Annotated in this window: 16 protein-coding genes; 11 read left to right on the top strand and 5 right to left on the bottom strand. The window is 71.4% G+C overall.

The genetic code is table 11. The features are described 5' to 3' along the window. Positions 1–79 precede the first annotated feature (79 nt). The 3 genes from narH to narI are packed head-to-tail and all read left to right on the top strand — an operon-like array spanning position 80 to position 3,092. Positions 80–1,738: a nitrate reductase subunit beta gene (gene narH / locus F4562_RS09835; protein ID WP_184539394.1), complete on the top strand. Its 1,659-nt coding sequence runs from the start codon at positions 80–82 to the stop codon at positions 1,736–1,738. Further along, positions 1,735–2,361: a nitrate reductase molybdenum cofactor assembly chaperone gene (gene narJ, locus F4562_RS09840; protein WP_184539392.1), complete on the top strand. Its 627-nt coding sequence runs from the start codon at positions 1,735–1,737 to the stop codon at positions 2,359–2,361. Before narH ends, narJ begins: the two co-directional genes overlap by 4 nt. Next, entirely contained in the window at positions 2,358–3,092 is a 735-nt protein-coding gene (narI, locus tag F4562_RS09845; protein ID WP_311733866.1) for a respiratory nitrate reductase subunit gamma, read from the top strand. The genes narJ and narI overlap by 4 nt, the downstream gene beginning before the upstream one ends. 203 nt (positions 3,093–3,295) lie before the next feature. On the opposite strand, the gene F4562_RS09850 is transcribed toward narI, so the two are convergent. From F4562_RS09850 to F4562_RS09865, 4 genes are all read right to left on the bottom strand, one after another. Continuing rightward, positions 3,296–4,147: a PhzF family protein gene (locus F4562_RS09850; protein ID WP_184539390.1), complete on the bottom strand. Its 852-nt coding sequence runs from the start codon at positions 4,145–4,147 to the stop codon at positions 3,296–3,298. A 171-nt stretch (positions 4,148–4,318) separates the two neighbouring features. Next, positions 4,319–5,701: a putative hexosyltransferase gene (locus F4562_RS09855; RefSeq protein ID WP_246473399.1), complete on the bottom strand. Its 1,383-nt coding sequence runs from the start codon at positions 5,699–5,701 to the stop codon at positions 4,319–4,321. A 267-nt stretch (positions 5,702–5,968) separates the two neighbouring features. Beyond that, a complete protein-coding gene (locus F4562_RS09860; protein WP_184539388.1) occupies positions 5,969–7,648 on the bottom strand; it encodes a carbohydrate binding domain-containing protein in 1,680 nt (559 codons plus the stop codon). 105 nt (positions 7,649–7,753) lie between these two features. Then, positions 7,754–9,313: a cellulose binding domain-containing protein gene (locus F4562_RS09865; protein WP_184539387.1), complete on the bottom strand. Its 1,560-nt coding sequence runs from the start codon at positions 9,311–9,313 to the stop codon at positions 7,754–7,756. Between the two features lie 868 nt (positions 9,314–10,181). On the opposite strand from F4562_RS09865, the gene F4562_RS09870 reads away from it, so the two are divergent. Both F4562_RS09870 and leuE read left to right on the top strand, forming a co-directional pair. Then, positions 10,182–10,397 carry a hypothetical protein gene (locus tag F4562_RS09870; RefSeq protein WP_184539385.1) on the top strand — a complete coding sequence of 72 codons (216 nt, stop codon included), beginning with the start codon at positions 10,182–10,184 and terminating at the stop codon, positions 10,395–10,397. 265 nt (positions 10,398–10,662) lie between these two features. After that, positions 10,663–11,316: a leucine efflux protein LeuE gene (gene leuE / locus F4562_RS09875; protein ID WP_184539383.1), complete on the top strand. Its 654-nt coding sequence runs from the start codon at positions 10,663–10,665 to the stop codon at positions 11,314–11,316. 136 nt (positions 11,317–11,452) lie between these two features. Here leuE and F4562_RS09880 read toward each other — a convergent pair whose 3' ends face one another. Continuing rightward, positions 11,453–11,809 (bottom strand): luciferase domain-containing protein, encoded by a 357-nt coding sequence (locus tag F4562_RS09880; protein ID WP_184539381.1) that lies wholly within the window; start codon positions 11,807–11,809, stop codon positions 11,453–11,455. A gap of 130 nt (positions 11,810–11,939) precedes the next feature. On the opposite strand from F4562_RS09880, the gene F4562_RS09885 reads away from it, so the two are divergent. The 6 genes from F4562_RS09885 to F4562_RS09910 all read left to right on the top strand — a co-directional run bounded on the left by F4562_RS09885 (position 11,940) and on the right by F4562_RS09910 (position 17,862). Beyond that, positions 11,940–12,413 (top strand): TspO/MBR family protein, encoded by a 474-nt coding sequence (locus F4562_RS09885; protein ID WP_184539379.1) that lies wholly within the window; start codon positions 11,940–11,942, stop codon positions 12,411–12,413. Positions 12,414–12,788: 375 nt separating this feature from the next. Continuing rightward, complete coding sequence (locus F4562_RS09890) at positions 12,789–13,424, top strand: DedA family protein (RefSeq protein WP_184539377.1); 636 nt, start codon at positions 12,789–12,791, stop codon at positions 13,422–13,424. A 588-nt stretch (positions 13,425–14,012) separates the two neighbouring features. Continuing rightward, a complete protein-coding gene (locus F4562_RS09895; protein WP_184539375.1) occupies positions 14,013–14,846 on the top strand; it encodes a DMT family transporter in 834 nt (277 codons plus the stop codon). Between the two features lie 11 nt (positions 14,847–14,857). Next, positions 14,858–16,069, top strand: a complete 1,212-nt coding sequence (locus tag F4562_RS09900) for a glycosyltransferase (protein WP_184539373.1) — start codon at positions 14,858–14,860, stop codon at positions 16,067–16,069. Beyond that, a complete protein-coding gene (locus F4562_RS09905; protein ID WP_184539371.1) occupies positions 16,066–16,734 on the top strand; it encodes a DUF998 domain-containing protein in 669 nt (222 codons plus the stop codon). The genes F4562_RS09900 and F4562_RS09905 overlap by 4 nt, the downstream gene beginning before the upstream one ends. A 195-nt stretch (positions 16,735–16,929) precedes the next feature. Next, positions 16,930–17,862 (top strand): acyl-ACP desaturase, encoded by a 933-nt coding sequence (locus F4562_RS09910; protein ID WP_184539369.1) that lies wholly within the window; start codon positions 16,930–16,932, stop codon positions 17,860–17,862. The last annotated feature ends 53 nt before the right edge of the window (positions 17,863–17,915 follow it).

The following is a 17,915-nucleotide window of genomic DNA, read 5'->3' on the forward strand; positions in this document are numbered from 1 at the left end:
CGGACCCGACGCGACGGACGGAGCGGCCGGCCCGGTTCCGGGGCCGCCCGCATGGCGAACGAGGAGCGGTGAGCGAGCGATGAGAGTGATGGCGCAGCTCGCCATGGTCATGAACCTGGACAAGTGCATCGGCTGCCACACCTGTTCGGTCACGTGCAAGCAGGCGTGGACCAACCGGGCCGGCACCGAGTACGTCTGGTTCAACAACGTCGAGACCCGTCCCGGGCAGGGTTACCCGCGCACCTACCAGGACCAGGAGAAGTGGAAGGGCGGCTGGGAGCTCAACGCCCGCGGCCGGTTGCAGCTGAAGGCCGGCGGGCGGCTGAAGAAGCTCTTCTCGATCTTTGCCAACCCGCTGATGCCGTCGATCCAGGACTACTACGAGCCCTGGACCTACGACTACGACCGGCTGTTCTCCGCACCCATGCAGGAGGACACCCCCGTCGCGCGGCCCCGCTCGCTCATCACCGGTGAGCCGACGAAGATCAGCTGGAGTGCGAACTGGGACGACAACCTGGCCGGCGCCCCCGAGCTGGCGACCGCCGACCCCGTGCTGCGCAAGGTCTCCGACCAGGTGAAGCTGGAGTTCGAGCAGGCGTTCATGTTCTACCTGCCGCGCATCTGCGAGCACTGCCTCAACCCCTCGTGCGTGTCGTCGTGCCCGTCGGGGGCGATGTACAAGCGCTCCGAGGACGGCATCGTCCTGGTCGACCAGGACCGCTGCCGCGGCTGGCGGATGTGCGTGACCGGCTGCCCGTACAAGAAGGTGTACTTCAACCACCGCACCGGCAAGGCCGAGAAGTGCACCTTCTGCTTCCCCCGGGTCGAGGTGGGCATCCCCACCGTCTGCTCGGAGACCTGCGTGGGCCGGCTGCGCTACATCGGCATCATCCTCTACGACGCCGACCGGGTGGCCGAGGCCGCGTCCGTCGCCGACGAGAAGGCGCTGTACGAGGCGCAGAAGAGCGTGATGCTCGACCCGCACGACCCGGCCGTGATCGCCGAGGCCCGCGCGGCGGGCATCCCGGAGGACTGGCTGGAGGCCGCGCGGCGCTCCCCCATCCACCAGCTGATCTTCGACTACGGGGTGGCGCTGCCGCTGCATCCCGAGTACCGCACCATGCCGATGGTCTGGTACATCCCGCCGCTGTCGCCCGTCGTCGACGTGCTGAGCGGCACCGGCCACGACGGTGAGGACGCCGGCAACCTGTTCGGCGCGATCGACGCGCTGCGCATCCCGATCGGCTACCTGGCCGAGCTGTTCACCGCCGGAGACCCGGAGCCGGTCCGCGCCGTGCTGCGCCGCCTGGCCGCGATGCGCTCCTACATGCGCCGCGTCAACCTCGGCCAGGAACGCGACGAGTCGATCGCGACGGCGGTCGGCATGACCGGCGAGCAGATCGAGGGGATGCACCGGCTGCTGGCCATCGCCCCCTACGCCGAGCGCTACGTCATCCCCAAGGCCCACGCCGAGCAGGGTGCGCAGCTGGAGGAGCTGGCGACCGGGTGCAGCCTCGACTACGAGGGCGGCCCCGGCATGGGCGGCCCGTTCGGCGAGGCGTCCGGCAAGCCCGCCCCGATCGCGGTGGAGAACTTCCACGCGCTGCGGGAACGGCAGGCCGGCGACGACGTGGACAACGCCAACGAGCTGCGCGGCCGGGTCAACCTCCTCAACTGGGACGGCAAGGGCACCCCGGACGGACTGTTCCCGAAGAACAACGGGAAGAAGGAGTCATGACGAACCTCGGCGACGGGGAGGTGCGCACCGCCCACATGGTGGCCTCGGTGCTGCTCGGTTACCCCGACGACACCCTGTACGACGCCCGGCAGGTCCTGGCCGAGTCGGTGGCCGCGCTTCCCGGCGGGGAGGTCCGCAGGCGGCTGACCGCCTTCCTCGGCCACATGACCGCCACCGCGCGGGCCGACCTGGCCGCGCACTACGTGGCGACGTTCGACTTCAAGCGGCGCTGCTGCCTGTATCTGACCTACTACGCCTACGGCGACACGCGTAAGCGCGGCGCGGCGCTGCTCCGGTTCAAGCACGCCTTCCGCTCCTCGGGCTTCGAGCTCACCGACGGTGAGCTGCCCGACCACCTGGCGGTGGTGTGCGAGCTGTCGGCCCGCGGCGCCGTACGGGAGGCCAGGCGCCTGCTGCTGGAGAACCGGCCCGGCCTGGAGCTGCTGCGCAAGGCGCTTCAGGCCGAGCGGTCCCCGTACGCCGACGTCGTGGCCGCGGTGCTGGCCACGCTCCCGCCGGCGGATCTGCGCGACCAGGAGGCCGCGCTGCGGCTGGCGGCGCAGGGGCCGCCGGCTGAGGAGGTCGGGCTGGAACCCTACGCGGTCATGGAGGCGACCCGGTGAACGCACTGGACGTGGTGCTGTGGGTGGTGGCGCCGTACGTGGCGCTCACCGTGTTCGTGCTCGGGCACGTGTGGCGCTACCGCTACGACAAGTTCGGCTGGACCACCCGCTCGTCGCAGATGTACGAGTCGCGGCTGCTGCGCATCGGCAGCCCGCTGTTCCACTTCGGCATCCTGGTCGTCCTGCTCGGCCACATCGGCGGGCTGGTCATCCCCAAGAGCTGGACCGAGGCGGTGGGGGTCAGCGAGGAGGTCTACCACGTCACGGCGGTCGTGCTCGGCACCATCGCCGGTGTCGCCACCCTGGGCGGCCTCGCGATCCTGATCTACCGGCGCCGCACGGTCGGCCCGGTGTTCACCGCCACCACCCGCAACGACAAGCTCATGTACGCGGTGCTGGCCCTGACCATCGTGCTCGGCCTGGCCGCGACGGTCGCCGCCAACATCGTCGGCGGCGGCTACGACTACCGCACCACCATCTCGCCGTGGTTCCGGTCGATCTTCTACTTCCAGCCGGATCCGGCGCTGATGGCCGGGGCGCCGCTGCTGTTCCAGTTGCACGCGCTCAGCGCGCTGCTGCTCTTCGCGATCTGGCCGTTCACCCGGCTGGTGCACATGCTCACGGCGCCCGTCGGCTACCTGACCCGGCCCTACGTCGTCTACCGGAGCAGGGACGAGCAGCGGGCCGGTTCCCGGGCTCCCCGGCGCGGCTGGGAGCCGTCGTCGCGGTGACCCGAGGGCCCGGCTCGTCGCGATGAGCCGAAACACTCCGACCGGCACGGTGAAGCCAGGACACCGGCCGGTCGGCCGTTTTTCCGGGGCTTCCGGTCCGGGAGCCACCGGACCGGCGTCCCGGACCGGTTTCCCGGGCCGGGACGCCGGGGCCCGGAGGGCGGGCCCACCCGGGCCCACCCGGAACGCCCGTGACCGCACGGTCAGGCGTCCTGGATCACCACGGCTCCGCCGCTCACCCGGCTGCGGCCGTCCGGGGCGGCGATCGACACCGTGAGCGTGCTGGGCCGTCCCATGTCGACCCCCTGGATGACCGTGAACTCGGCGGAACCCAGGCCCAGGGTGCGCAGGTAGCCGCCGAAGGCGGCGGCCGCGGCGCCGGTGGCGGGATCCTCGACGACACCCCCGACCGGGAACGGGTTGCGCGCGTGGAACCGCTCGTCGCTCTCCCGCCAGAACAGGTTGACGGTCGTCCAGCCCTCGCGCTCCATCAGCGCCTTCAACCGGTCGAAGTCGTAGTCCAGGTCCGCCAGGCGCTCCCGCGTGGCGGCGGCCAGCGTCAGGTGGTCGTTCCCGCCGAAGGCGACGTGCGGCGGGAAGGCCGGGTCGAGGTCGTCGCGGGACCAGCCGAGCGCGGCGAGCGTCTCGTCCAGTGCCTTCTCCTCGGCCGGGCGGGAGCGGGTGGGCACGCTGGTGAGCGTGGCCCGGAGCACGTCGTCGACGATCTCGGTCTCGACGGCGATCTCCCCTGCCCGGGTGTCGAAGAGCAGCGGCCCGGTGCCGAGACGCTCGGCGAGGGCGACCGCGGTGGCGATCGTGGCGTGCCCGCAGAACGCGACCTCCGCCGACGGCGCGAAGTAACGGACCTGGAAGGCGCGCCGCTCGTCGTCGCGGGCGGTCAGGAAGGCCGTCTCGGAGTAGCCGACCTTCGCGGCGAGGGCGAGCATCTCGTCGTCGGAGAGCGTCCCGGCGTCCAGCACGATCCCGGCGGGGTTTCCCCCCTCGGGGTCGTGGGTGAAGGCGGTGTAGCGCAGGATTTCCACGTTGTCGGTCATATTTCCTGGAACCTACCAGTCGCTTCCCACCGCCTCCAGGGTCGACCCTCCGCCCGCTCCGGCGATCCGGGGGCGTGGGACACGGAAGCGGCCCCGGCCCGCCCGGCGCAGAGCCGGGACGGGACGCGAGGCCGGGGTGGGACGAGGACCGGGGCGGGACGCGTGGCCGGTTCAGACGGACGCGGGTGCCGGGGTGGGCCGGGGCGCCCGGTCGCCCTCGGCGGAGGCCGGGGAGATGCGACGCCACCAGGGCATGGCGAGTGCGAGGACCGGCAGCAGCACGACGGACACCTGGGCCCAGATCGAGTGCAGGTACCACCAGGTGTTGGTGTCGAACTGGGTCATGTACAGGTAGCCGTACCCGGCCCACAGGGAGACGCCGATGATGGCCGGCCAGGCGAAGCGGGTGGGGCGGGCGACCAGGAACGGCATGAACCACATCAGGTATTGGGCACCGAGGCGCGGGGTGACGACCATGAAGGCGAGCAGCATGGCCGTGGTCAGGTCGACCGGGTCGGCCCTGCGCCAGACGAAGGCGGTCGCCAGCAGGGTGAGGTAGATCAACCGGGTGCCGAACGTGGTGAGCCCCTGGTGGAGGGTCCAGTCGCCCCCGACCCAGATGGCGCTGTAGCCCCACTCGCCGACGATCGGGCGGATGTCCTGGATGACCCTGATGACCTCGGGGATCTGGTCCAGCGAGGTGCCGGCGAAGACCGGCAGGGTGACCAGGAAGAACACCGGGGCGATGCCGGTGGCCGCGAACGCGACGACGCGGGCCCGGACGGTGGGCAGCAGCAGGAGCATGCCGGGGATCAACCAGATCGGCCAACTCTTGGCGCACAGCGCCAGGCCCATCAGCAGACCGGCGAACAGAGCGCGGCGCAGGACCTCCCGGTCGTCGCGCGGGGCGAGGGTCCGGCGGACCACCCCGCCGGGACCGACGGCGTGCCGGACGGCGCCGGCGAGGCCGCGGTGCGCGAGGCTCCGCCGCACCACCCTCTCCACGTCGGTGGTCAGGCCCGGCCGGTCGGGGTCGCCGGGGCCGCGGGCGACGACGAACGCGGCGACGCCGAAGACCAGCGCGACCGGCTCGACCTGGCCGTGGACGGAGGCGACGAGGATGGCCAGCGGGTTGCAGGCGTACTGGAAGGCGCGCAGCGAGGCGGTGGAGCCGCCGGCGAGTTTGCCGACCAGCGGGATCAGCGCGATGTCGGCGACCACGGTGACCAGGCGCCCGCCGATCTCCCACGGGATGCCCAGCCAGAGCAGCAGGCCGTAGACGTAGGGGATGGTGGGCAGGAAGTGCCAGCCGCCCTCGCTGCCGAGGACCGGATCCTCACGGTTCAGGATCGCCTCGCCGGCCGGTTTGAAGCTCTCCACGAAGTCGACCGGCTGCCAGGTGTCCATCGCCGAGGTGGTCATGATGAGCACCCGGAAGGCGACTCCGACCGCGAGGACGGTGAGGAGCGACGGCCGCCAGCCCTTCCACTGTGCCACCACCGCGAGCACGACACCTGTGACGAGGACGAACCCCGTGAGAATTGCGTAGTCCATGACGGTCAATAGCCTGCCGGAGTCGGCGGCCAACCAGCCACTCGGTCGCGAAAACGAGACCAGTCTCTCAGCTTTCGGCACGCATCGCGTCTACTTGATTACGGTTTGCCATATTCCCCGCTGGGGGCCTCGCCGCTAGGGGCCTCGCCGCCGGGGGTCCGTCTCCCCCGGCGGCGAGGGGCTCATCGGCTCAGGCCGTCCGGGGAGGCCCGGCGCGAGGACGTCTCCGGGGCCCGCGGGACCCGAGGGCCCCGCGGGTCCCGCGGGTCACTGCCGGGTCCGGGCGGCGGTGAAGCCCTTGAAGATGTTCGTGAACTCCCAGGCCGACTGGAAAATCCCGCTGCAGGTCGGCGAGACCTGCCCGGTGGGGCACCCGCCGTTGTCACGGCCGGCGGACCAGAACCCGATGAAGCCGATCCCGTTGGCGCCGGCCCAGTCGCGCAGCTTGCGGGCGTCGGCCTGGGTGGTGGTCATCCCGGTGTCGTTCCTGCCGATCATCGGGGTGAGGCCGAGCCGCTTCCTGAGCTGGGCGTCGGTCCTGGCGGGCCAGACGGTCTTCATCTGCGCGAGGGTCGCCCGCGCGGCGGCGATCATCGCCTCGCCCCAGTCGCCGGTGTAGCCGAAGTTCATCAGCATCGGGTTGACCGTCACGTCGAGGCCGCGGGACGCGGCGTCCTGGAGGATCGACAGCGAGAACGGGTCGACGCCATAGTCCTGCCCCTGGACGCGCAGCGTGTAGCTGATCGCGGTGCCGCGCTCGTCCTGGAGCCGCTTGAGCGCCGTGTTGACCTTGGCCGCGTCGATCGTGGCCTCGACGTCGACGTCGAGGTGGTTGGTGCCGACCGTGTCGAGCACCTTCTCATAAGCGGCCAGCAGCGCGGCGGAGGTGCCGCAGACGTGCTCCAGGTACGGTCCCATCGCGCCGCCGGTCGCCACGATCACCTGACCGCCCCGGGCCTGGAGCGCTCTGACGTCGCCGATGATCCGGGAGTCGCCGATCGGGATGGTGCCGCCCCACGTGGGGTTGCAGCCGCTGCTGTCGCCCAGGGCGAAGGCGAGGGTGTAGTTCTTCACCCCGGTCGCCGCCTCGGCGCCGATCAGGGACGGCGTGGGCATGGTGATGTCGATGTAGGGGGCGTAGTGGATCTCACCTTCGGGCGGCGGGCCGGTGCCGCTCGTCCGGCCGCTCACCGGGGAGGTGTAGGCGGAGCAGTTGCCCGCGGCGTCGCAGGCCCGGACGCGGAAGGCGTAGGAGGTGTCCGGCGTGAGCCCGGTCACGGTGTGGCCGGTCCCGGTGCCCGCGTCGGTCGCGGCACCGCCGTCGCGGGAGATCTCGTAGCGGGCCACGGTGCCGGAGTCGTCGGTGGAGGCCGACCACGACAGGGTCAGCGAGGTCGCCGTCGGGGAGCCGACGGCCGGGTGGCCGGGGACGGTCGGTGGGGTCGTGTCCACGGGACCGCCGCCGGGCGGTCCGTCGAGGACGACGTCGTCGGCCTGGTAGGTGCCCTGGCCGTACCAGCCGCTGACGTACACCGTCACCGAGGTGGTGGCGGGACCGGTGGTGAAGGTGCGCGTCAGCTGGGTGTACGCCGCCGGGGACGAGGCCCACGTGCTGGGGTCGGTCCCGCCGGTGCCCGTCGCGCCGAGGAAGACGTAGGAGCCGCGGACCCAGGCCGACAGGGTGTAGGAGGAGGACGGTCTGACGCGGACGGTCTGCTGGCAGCGGGCCTGGTCGGAGCCCTGCGGGGTGGCCTGCAGGGCTTTGGCGCCGCCGTGCGCCGGAGTGGGGACGGTGGTGGCGCCGGAGGAGGCCGAGCAGGTCCAGCCGCTCAGCCCGTTCTCGAAGCCGGGGTTGGTGACGATGTTCGCGGCGTGGGCCGGGGAGACGGTGAGCGTCGTGCCGCCCAGCGCCAGGGCGGCCGCCGCCGCGAGCTTCCTGAGTCTCATGTGCCGTGGTACCCCGCAGAGGTGGTGGAGGCCGTGCGGCTCGCGGGAACCGCGAGCGCGAGGGGGTGTGCCCGCACCCCGGGAGCGGGGTGCGGGCCGTCGCGGTCAGAAGCCGGCGGTGACCCTGGTGAAGTCCCAGTCGGCCTGCGCTATGCCGCTGCAGTGGGAGACCACGCCGCCTCCCGGGCAGGGACGGTCACGGTTGACCGACCAGTAGGCGAGGCGGGTCAGTCCCTTGGACTTGGCCCAGTCGCGGATCTGGGTCCAGGTCGCGACCGTGGTCAGCTCCTGCTGGTCGGACAGCCCGTTCATGCCGGAGATGCCCATGCGGGCGTAGGCCTGCGCGTCGGTCCAGCCGTTGGCGGCCTTGAGCGCGTTCTTCAGGCCCTCGGCGGCATTGACGGTGTCGTTGTAGATGTTGGAGCTGCCGAAGTCGAACGGCATGATCGTGTAGTTGTCGATCGGCACGTTCAGTTCCTTGGCCCGGTTGATCAGGCGGACGCCGTGGGCGTTCGGGCCGGTGGTGGTGGTGCCGAAGGTGACGACGACCTTGACGTTCGGGTTGCTCTGCTTGACGATCTTCAGGCCGTTCAGGATGCGGTCCTGGACGGTGTAGTTCTCGAACTCGTCGGTGTTCTCGATGTCGAAGTCGACGACCGCGGGGCCGACGGCGTTGATGACCTGCTGCACGGCGCCGGCGAACGCCTGCGGGGTGGAGCAGTTCGGGCCGAGCTTGTTGCCCTGCCAGCCGCCGAAGGAAATCTGCACGCTGCCGCCCGCCGCCTTGATCTGGTTGATCGCGGTCTGGTCGGCGCCGCCGGTCAGCGGCCGGTTGCCGTCCCAGGCCGGGGTGCAGCCGCCGCTGGAGAGGATGAAGGCCATGGTGAAGGACTTCACGCCGGTGGCGCTCATGACGGTCGCCGGGTTGGGCGGGTTGCCCCAGCCCATGTAGAGGTAGGGTGCGCCGGGCATCTTGCCGACCGGGTCGGGGTTGGTGCAGCCGGTCGTGGTTGCGGTGACCGGAGCGCTGGCGGCCGACTCGCCCTGGGCGTTGTACGCCTTGACGGTGTAGGTGTGCGTGGTGCAGGTGCCGAGCGAGCCGATCGTGGCGCTGGTGCCCGCGACCTGCGCGCGCTGCGTGCCGCCCTCGTAGACGCGGTAGCCGGTGACGGTGCCGCTGGAGGCGCCCCACGACAGCGAGATCGAGGAGTTGGTGGTGCCGGTGACGTTCGGGGCACCGGGGACGCCCGGGGTGCCGGGGCCGCTGCCGCCGGAGCAGGACGCGCCGTTGAGGGTGCAGTTGGACGGGGTGGCGCCGCCGGGGCTGCCGTTGAAACCGAAGCTGGCGCTCGCGCCGGGCGCCAGTGTGCCGTTCCAGCCGGCGTTGGTGAAGGTGAAGCGCTGCCCGTTGCGGCTCATCGTCGCGTCCCAGAACGAGCCGATGTTGGCCCCGGAGGGCAGGTCGAAGGCGACCGACCAGCCGTTGATGGTGGTGGTGCCGCCGTTGGTGATCGTGTACTTGCCCTCGAAGCCGGTTCCCCAGTCGGAGACCTTGGTGAAGGCCGCGGTGGGCGTCGCCGCGTGGGCGGGCGCGGCGACCAGTGACAGGCCGACTGACATGCCGAGCGCGGTCAGAACCGCGATCGCCGTTCGACGAAATCTCATGGCTCTTCCTCGGGTGGGGGGGGTGGTGAGGTGGTACGGGAGGGGCACGTGGTGATCCCGCGTTCCGCCCTCCGGGCTCCTGCGGGGTCGGATAAGGTGACCCGGTCGGTGACGGCGGATCCGTCGTCACCCGGCTGTCCGGGGCGTGAGGTGTCGGCGCGGGCGCCTTCAGCCGTGGGGCGGGGGCCGTGAACCGTCCGGCTCCGGCGGAAGATCCTGCCCTTTCCGACGACCGCCGCCGCGATGGGCGACGGGCGTGGGGAAGGTTTTCATCCGGAGTCAGGAAGAGTTACGGGATGGCACTCCGCATGGTCGTTCTCACAGGCGGGGAACTCGGGTGGCGAGTCGTCCGGACCGCGAGACTTCGAGCGGCGACGACCCGCGCCGTCGGCTTTCCGTGATGTCCGGTCAGGTCAGAGGGGGAGGCGGATGGGTCATTTGCCCTCCGTGCGATCCTTCTTTTAGGAAACTTTCCTAAGAGTTGCCGTGATCGTAGCCTTGACAGCCCACTCTCACAAGGCCCAAAAAATGGCTTCGACAACCGAGGCGCGGAGGTTTCGGACAGCCGGCCCGAGCCTGGCCCGGCGGCTTCCGGGAAGAGCCCGGCGGGCCTCGGGAAGGGCCCGGCGGCCCCCGGCAGGCGCCCGCCGGGGGCCGTGCCCGCCGAACCGACGCCCCGGACGAGGGGCGTCCACAGACAGCCGGTCCATCAGGTGCGAGGAGGACCCATGAGCAAACCCGTCCCGAACTGCGGGCACTGCGCCGGATCAGGAAAGATCACTTACGACCGGCCGAGGAGGCAGGAAGACGGGTCGGTGATCTGGGTGAAATCCACGGAGAACTGCCACGTGTGCGGCGGGAGCGGGAAATGCAGGTAGCCGACGGCGCGCATCACTGCGAGCTGCCCTGCCGCTGGTGTTCCGGCAGCGGGACCTGGAGGCCCGAGAAACCGCACATCCAGGAGTCGGGAGAGATCGTCTTCATCCGGGTGACCGAGGAGTGCCGGATGTGCCTGGGCACCGGGGAGTGCATGCACGTTCACCCGGAAGACCGCGCCGACCAGCCGGGGCCGGGACAGCGGTGAGACGCCTCCCCCGGGCGGTCCGATCGCGGAGGTCAAGTCCGATCGCGGAGGCCGCTCGGGCGCGGGTCTCCGGACGGCCGCGGACGCGCGAGAGACCGATCTCGACGTGGCCACGGCACACGTGAACAGCGCGGGTCACCGGGGGTCGCGTCACGCGCGATCAGCCGGACGCCACTCGGAGGGGCAAGCCACTACAGGTCCGGATGGTAAGCACCTTTTGGGCGGTACGGTAGTTATGCCCCCGTAACGCCCCAGGAGCACCGCCATGTTCTTCGGCATCACCGACATATGGACCTACGTCGTCGGCGCCTTCTTCATCATCCTGCTACCCGGCCCGAACTCGCTGTACGTGCTGAGCACCGCCGCGCAACGCGGAGTGGGGCAGGGATACCGCGCGGCGCTGGGGGTCTTCCTCGGCGACACCGTCTTGATGGTGCTCGCCGCGGCCGGCGCGGCGTCCCTGTTGCAGTCGATGCCGCTGCTGTTCGGCGTCGTCAAGTACGCCGGAGCGGCCTACCTGGCGTGGATCGGATTCCAGATGCTCCGGGGCGCCTGGCGGTCGTGGCGTTCCCCGGAGACGAGGGCGGAGGCGGAGCCCGCACCGGAACGGGATGCGGGGAGCCCTTTCCGCAAGGCCCTGGTGATCAGCCTCATGAACCCGAAGGCGATCCTGTTCTTCATCTCCTTCTTCATCCAGTTCGTGGATCCCTCCTACGGCGCGCCCGCCCTGTCGTTCCTGATCCTGGGGGCGATCTGCCAGCTCTTCAGCGTGCTCTACCTGTCGACGCTGATCTTCGGTGGGACGTTCCTGGCCGCCCGGTTCCGGGACCGCCGCAGGACGGCGGCCACGCTGCGGACCGGGGTGGGCGTGCTGTTCATCGGCTTCGGCGCCAAGCTGGCCACCGCCACGCTCGGCTGACCCCGCTCGCCGGACCGATCACCGGAGCAGCCGCCCGATCCGAGGCGATCACCGGGGCCACCGCCCGAGCGGCGAAGCAGCCGCCCGAGCACCGGGGCCACCGCCCGAGCCGGCCGTGACGACCGGCCGGCGTCGATCACCAGACCGGCCACCGCGACGGCTTGTTGGCCTTGATCGCCACGCTGACCAGCGACAGGAACAACTCGGCGTCGGCCCTGCCGTCGATGGTCATGGTCACCCATCCGGCGTCGCTGCCGGGGGTGACCCGGTGGCAGTCGGTGAGCAGCCGGGCCCAGCGGTCGATCACCGGTTCGGTGAGCAGCAGTTCCGCCGTGTCGTCCCCGGACATCCGGACGATCTCCCGGCCGCCGGCCCGGAAGCCCAGTCCGCGACGGGTCCGCCGCATCGCGAGATCAGGCCAGCCGATGAGGCGGGCCGCCACGTTCGCGACACCTTCGGTCGGCCGGCTGGGCGTGTGCGCGCGCGCTGCCATACCTCGATCGTCCCGGACCCGACGGGATCGGGAAAGCTCCCGTTCTCGAACCGTTACCCCGCGGACAGCCGCGTCCCACGGGGAAACCGCCCGGCGGTAGTGGGCCGAAGAAAAGGGCAGGGAGGTTCACATGGTCATCGCACAACAACCGAAACGCTGGGCGGCCCTGCCCTTCTTCGCCGCCGCGCTGGTAGTGGTCGCGGTGGTGGGCTCGCTGAGTGCCCTCGACGCCGGCGGCGAGTACCTGTCGTTGGAGCGCCCCTCCTGGGCGCCGCCCCAGTGGCTGTTCGGGCCCGCCTGGACGGTCCTCTACGTCATGATCGCCCTGTCCGGCTGGCTGGCCTGGTCGGCGCGGGGCTGGACCCCGGGGATGGGGGTCTACGCGCTCCAGCTCGTTCTCAACGCGGCCTGGACGCCGCTGTTCTTCGGGGCGGGCCAGTACGGCCTCGCGTTCGCGGAGATCATCGTGCTCTGGCTCTCGATCGTCGCCACGATCGTGATGTTCCGGCGGATCAGCCGCCCGGCCGCCTGGCTTCTGGTGCCCTATCTGCTCTGGGTCACCTACGCGGCGTCGCTGAACTTCGCCATCTGGCAACTCAACTGAGCCCGGCGGTCCCGTCTCCTCCCCCGGACCGGGCCCTCCGGACCAGGACCCCCGGACCGGGATCGTCGTCTCCGTACGGATCACCGTCGCCGTACGGACCGTCGGCGCCGTGAGGTCGACCGGCGTGCCGGGAATTCGGCTCCACCGGAGGAAGTAGACCGCCCGACCGAAAGTCGGGGGCACGAAGAACCGTTTGTGCGATGTGAAAGGTATGCCCGGTTCCTACCATTGGCGGTGCACGCTCCCGACGGCCCCGCCTTCCCCTAGGGGTCTCAGGGACATGGCCGGGAAACACCGGGGATCTTCCCTGATGTCCGGAGATCACCGAGTCGTCAGCGTGCTGTGCGAAAGGTCTCCCACCCCCTCGATTGGAGCATGGCTGTGACGCAGGCCATCCTTGACGCCCTGCACGACGTAATGGCATCCCCATGGGTCTACCTGGCGCTTTTCGCCCTGGCGATGCTGGACGGGTTCTTCCCGGTGGTGCCCGCCGAGACCTCCGTGATCACCGCTGGGGTGTTCGCCGCCTCCACCGGCGCACCTGATCTGGCGCTGGTCATCGTCGTGGCGGCGCTGGGCGCGTTCGTGGGCGACCACATCTCCTACGCCATCGGCCGCACCACCAACCAGCGGCTGCGTAACGGAAAGCGCAGCGGAAAGGCGTTCGCCTGGGCCCAGCAGGCGCTGGCCGAGCGGGGCGGGCTGGTCCTCGTCGTCGCCCGCTACATTCCCGGCGGCCGGACCGCCTGCACCCTCACCATGGGCGCGGTCGCCCATCCCCGGCGTTCGTTCGCCCTGTTCGACGCGGTCGCCGCCGTGTCCTGGGCGGTCTACTCGGGCCTGATCGGTTATGTGGGCGGCGCCGCCTTCGAGAACGACCCGATCAAGGGCCTGCTGCTGGGTCTCGGTATCGCCGTGACGATCACCGTGGTGGTCGAGGTCGTCCGCTACCTGCGGCACCGGCGTGTCGCGCGGCGGCCGGAGCCGGAGTTGGTCGCCACGCGCGACTGACCTCCACCGCCTCCGGCGGCACCGCACGGCGGGCACCGCTCACCCGGTCCCCGCCGCGACGCATCGGCCCCTACCATGACGCGCCGGTCACCGCACACCGGCGCACCACCCGTCACATGACCGGTCTCCACGCACCGGCCTTCCCACCCGGCCGGCGCATCCACCCGGCCGCCTTCCCACCCGGCCGACGCATCCGACTCGGCCGGCGCATCCGACTCGGCCTTCCCAGCCGACCGGCCTCCGTGCGCCGCCGGCCTTCCCGGCGTCCCGTCCCGCCGGATCCCGCCCCCGTCGTATGCCGGCACCGTCGTATGCCGACACCGAGCACTGCGGCATCCCACCCCGCGCGACGCCAGCGCCGCCCGGCCCTCCCCGCCCCGTACGCACCGGTGGGATGCGCGGCTCCGCGCCTGAGGGCCCCGATCCGGGCCTCGGGGAAATCACCCCGAAGTCAGGGTGAACCCCTATGGATCGGTCGCCGCACCGCGCGGGACGCTGCCACTGGTTCACCGGAAGACCTTCACCGGACGCCTCCACGAGGCGTTTCGGCCATCTCGCCGTGTCTTCATCTGCTTGGGAGGAGTGCGCATGACTGTCTTGGCAGCCGGCCTGGCGTTGCTGGGATCCCTGTTCTTCGCGGTCGGCGCGGCGCTGCAGCAGTTCGAGGCCGCGAGCACGGCCCGTGTGACCTTCAGGCACCTCGCCCGCCGCCCGCGCTGGCTGCTCGGCGGTCTCGCCATCGGGGCCGGCACGGTCCTGCACATCGTCGCGTTGAGGTACGGCCCCCTCACCGTGGTCCAGCCGATGGGTGTGGCCAGCCTCCTGTTCGCCCTGCCCTGCGCCGCCATGCTGCAACGCCGCAGGCCCCGGCCGGGAGAGCTCGCCGCCGCGGCGGTGATCGCCATCGGGCTGATCGGCCTGGTGCTGGTGGTGCCCGGGCATTCCGGCGATCCGCATCTGAGCGGCGCGGAGGCGGTGACCCTGCTCGCGGGGGCGGCCACCGTCGCCCTGCTGCTGTGGGGAGCGGCCCGGGGCGCCTCGCCCGCCGTCCGGGCCGGGCTGCTCGCGATGGGGGCGGGTGTGCTGTACGGCGCGACCGCCACGCTCACCCGTGTCCTGGTGGAGGGCGACTGGGAACCCTGGTTGCTGCCCGCCGCCCCGATGCCCGCGCTGATCGCCCTGGCGCTGCTCCAGCGCGCCTATGCGGTCGGCCACTTCGGCGTGGCCTTCGCCGCGCTCCAGGTGGCCGACCCCCTCACCGCCGTCGCCTTCGGCGCCCTCCTCCTCGGTGAACCCCTGCCGACCGGCACGGCGAGCATGCTCACCGCTCTGCTCGCGTCGGCGCTCACCGCCGCCGGCACCGTCGCTCTGGCCCGTACCAGCCCGATGTCCGCCAACGCTCATGACGCGATCACCCGATGAACGGAGCACCGATGGTCATGTCCGTGTCCACCCCCCAGCTCGCACCCGCCCTCCCCGCGACCCGGCCCCGCCGGGTGCTGATCGGGACCGACACCTACCCTCCGGACGTCAACGGCGCCGCCTACTTCACCCACCGGCTGGCCTGCGGCCTGGCCTCCCGGGGCAACGAGGTCCACGTGGTGTGCGCCTCGGACGAGGGGCCGGCCAGGACCGAGCACGTGGAGGGTGTGACGGTGCACCGGATGCGGTCGGCTCCGGTGCTGGTCCACCCGACGATGCGGGTGTCGCTGCCGGTCCGGCTGGACCGGCTGATCGAGGCGATCGCCCCGGACGTCGTCCACGTGCAGGGGCACTTCGTCGTCGGCCGCGCGGCCGTGGCCGCCTCCCGGCGCGCGGGCATCCCGGTGGTCGCGACCAACCACTTCATGCCGGACAACCTCTTCCAGTTCGCGCGCGTCCCCGGCCGGCTCCGCGACCGCGCAGGCGCGCTGGCCTGGAAGGACTTCAACCGCGTCTTCTCCAGGGCGGACCGGGTGACCACTCCCACCCGGATCGCGGCCGGGCTGCTCTCCGACAAGGGTTTCGGCCCGCCGGTGGAGGCCGTCTCCTGCGGCATCGACCTTGCGAGGTTCCGGCCGGGCACCGGGCCCAGGGCGTGGGCACGCGAGGCCGCCGGCCTGCCCGATCGGGACACGATCCTGTTCGTCGGGCGGCTGGACGAGGAGAAGCGGCTGGGCGAACTCATCCGCGCGTTGCCGTACGTCCTCAACGACACCGACGCGCAGCTCGCCCTGGTCGGCACCGGTGGGCAGCGAGGCGCGCTGGAGCGGCTGGCGCACCGGATCGGCGTCGGCGACCGGGTGGTCTTCCTCGGGTTCGTGCCGGACGAGGCCCTCCCCGGGGTCTACGCCGCCGCCGACGTCTTCGCCATGCCGGGTGTCGCGGAGCTGCAGAGCATCGCCACGCTGGAGGCGATGGCCAGCGGGCTTCCGGTCGTCGCGGCCGACGCGATGGCGCTTCCCCACCTGGTGCGGCCCGGTGAGAACGGGCACCTGTTCCGGCCGGGTGACGTGCCGGAGCTGGCCCGCCGGCTGTCCGGGTTGCTCGCCTCGCCCGCGCTGCGTACCACCATGGGCGCCGCGAGCCGCCGCATCGCGCTGACCCACGACCACCAGGCGTCCCTCGCCCGGTTCGAGGCGATCTACCGGGAGGTGGCGCGATGAGCGCCGGCCCGGTCCCCCGCTGGCCTGGCGCGGCCGGGCCGGTGCTCGCGCTGGCCGCGCTGGCCTGCGTCCACGTGACCGCCGCGGGCTCGGTGGACCCGGTCAACGGGCTGATCAGCGAGTACGCCCTGCTGGACGGCAGCGCGTGGGCGATGACCTGCGGCATGATCGCGCTGGCCATGGGGTCTGTCTGGGTCGCCTACCTGCTGTCCAGGCTGGACCCGGCGCGTGGCGCGGCGGCGAGGGTGCTGTTCCTCGCCGCCGCGCTGGGGCTGCTGCTGGCCGCTGCGTTCCCCACCGACACGGAAGCGGCGGTCACCTCCGTCGGCGGTGAGATCCACCGCTGGTCGGCCGCGGTGGTCTTCACCGCCCTGCCGTGCGCGGGGTGGATGGTCGCGCGCCGGTCGGGGAACCGGACGCTGGCGGGTGTCGCCGTCGCGTCGGTGATGCTCCTGGCCGCTTTCCTGGCGGCGCACCCGGGGTCGCCGGCCTCGGACCTGGTCGGAGATCCCGGCTACCACGGCCTGTTCCAGCGGTTGCTGGTGCTCGCGGACATCACCCTGGTCCTCCTCGCGGCCCGCCGGGTGGGCGAGAAGGGCGGCCACCCGGTGACCGGAGCCCTCGTTCCCCGGCCGTCCGGCTCGGGTGCCTCGGCCCGGGTGTGACGGTCCCCGGCCGGGGGGACGGCGCGGACGGTGATCTTCCCAGTACGGGCCACGCCCCGGGGAGCAGGCACGAGTGCCGCAGGCTTCCCCGGGTAGAGCCCGTGAACAGCGGATCCGGCGGACCCTGCGTACCGACCGCACTCCACACCTACGCTAACGTAGGTTACGGTTCCGTATCTTCGAGGGAGAGACCGTATGCGAGAGTTCAGTCAGACCGAGCTGCTGCATGAGCTTGAGCCCGTCGTGGCCGGTGAGCTGGACAGGCACGAGAAAATGGCCAAGGAGTGGTTCCCTCACGAGTACGTCCCGTGGTCGGAGGGCCGCAACTACGACGGCATCTTCGAGGGCGACGCGTGGTCCGAGACCGACTCGGAGATCCCGGAGGAGGCACGGATCTCCCTCATCGTGAACCTGCTGACCGAGGACAACCTCCCCAGCTACCACTACGAGATCGCCACCGCCTTCGGCCGGGACGCTGCATGGGGCACCTGGGTGCACCGCTGGACCGCCGAGGAGGCCCGGCACGGCACCGCCCTGCGCGACTACCTCACGGTGACCCGCGCGGTCGATCCGGTCGCGCTGGAGCGGGCCCGCATGAACCACATGGGCGAGGGCTTCAGCAACTCCTACGAAGGCGTGCTGCACTCGGTGGCCTACGTCTCCTTCCAGGAGTTGGCCACCCGCATCTCGCACCGCAACACCGGCAAGGCGTCGCAGGACCCCAACTGCGAGCGCCTGCTCGCCAGGATCGCCGCCGACGAGAACCTGCACATGCTCTTCTACCGCAACCTGCTGAGCGCGGCCTTCGAACTCGCCCCCGACCAGGCCATGCGCGCGGTGACCGACGTGGTCACCACCTTCCAGATGCCCGGGACCGGCATCGAGGGCTTCACCCGCAAGGCGATGATCATCGCCCATGCCGGGATCTACGACCTGCGCCTGCACATCGACGACGTCCTGCAGCCGGTGCTGCGCCAGTGGGACGTGTTCAACCTCCAGGGGCTCGGTCCCGAGGGCGAGAAGTCCCGTGAGGAGCTGGCCGAGTTCATGGACCGCCTGGAGGTCACCGCCTCGCGCTTCGTCGAGCGCCGCGAGGCCCGCCGTGCCCGCGAGGCGGGCCGGGCCTGACCGGGTCCTCCCCGGTCGCCGGCCGACCGGCCCGGCCGGTTCCAGAGGCGGCC

It is taken from the genome of Streptosporangium becharense (genome assembly GCF_014204985.1).
In the GTDB taxonomy this organism is placed as follows: domain Bacteria; phylum Actinomycetota; class Actinomycetes; order Streptosporangiales; family Streptosporangiaceae; genus Streptosporangium; species Streptosporangium becharense.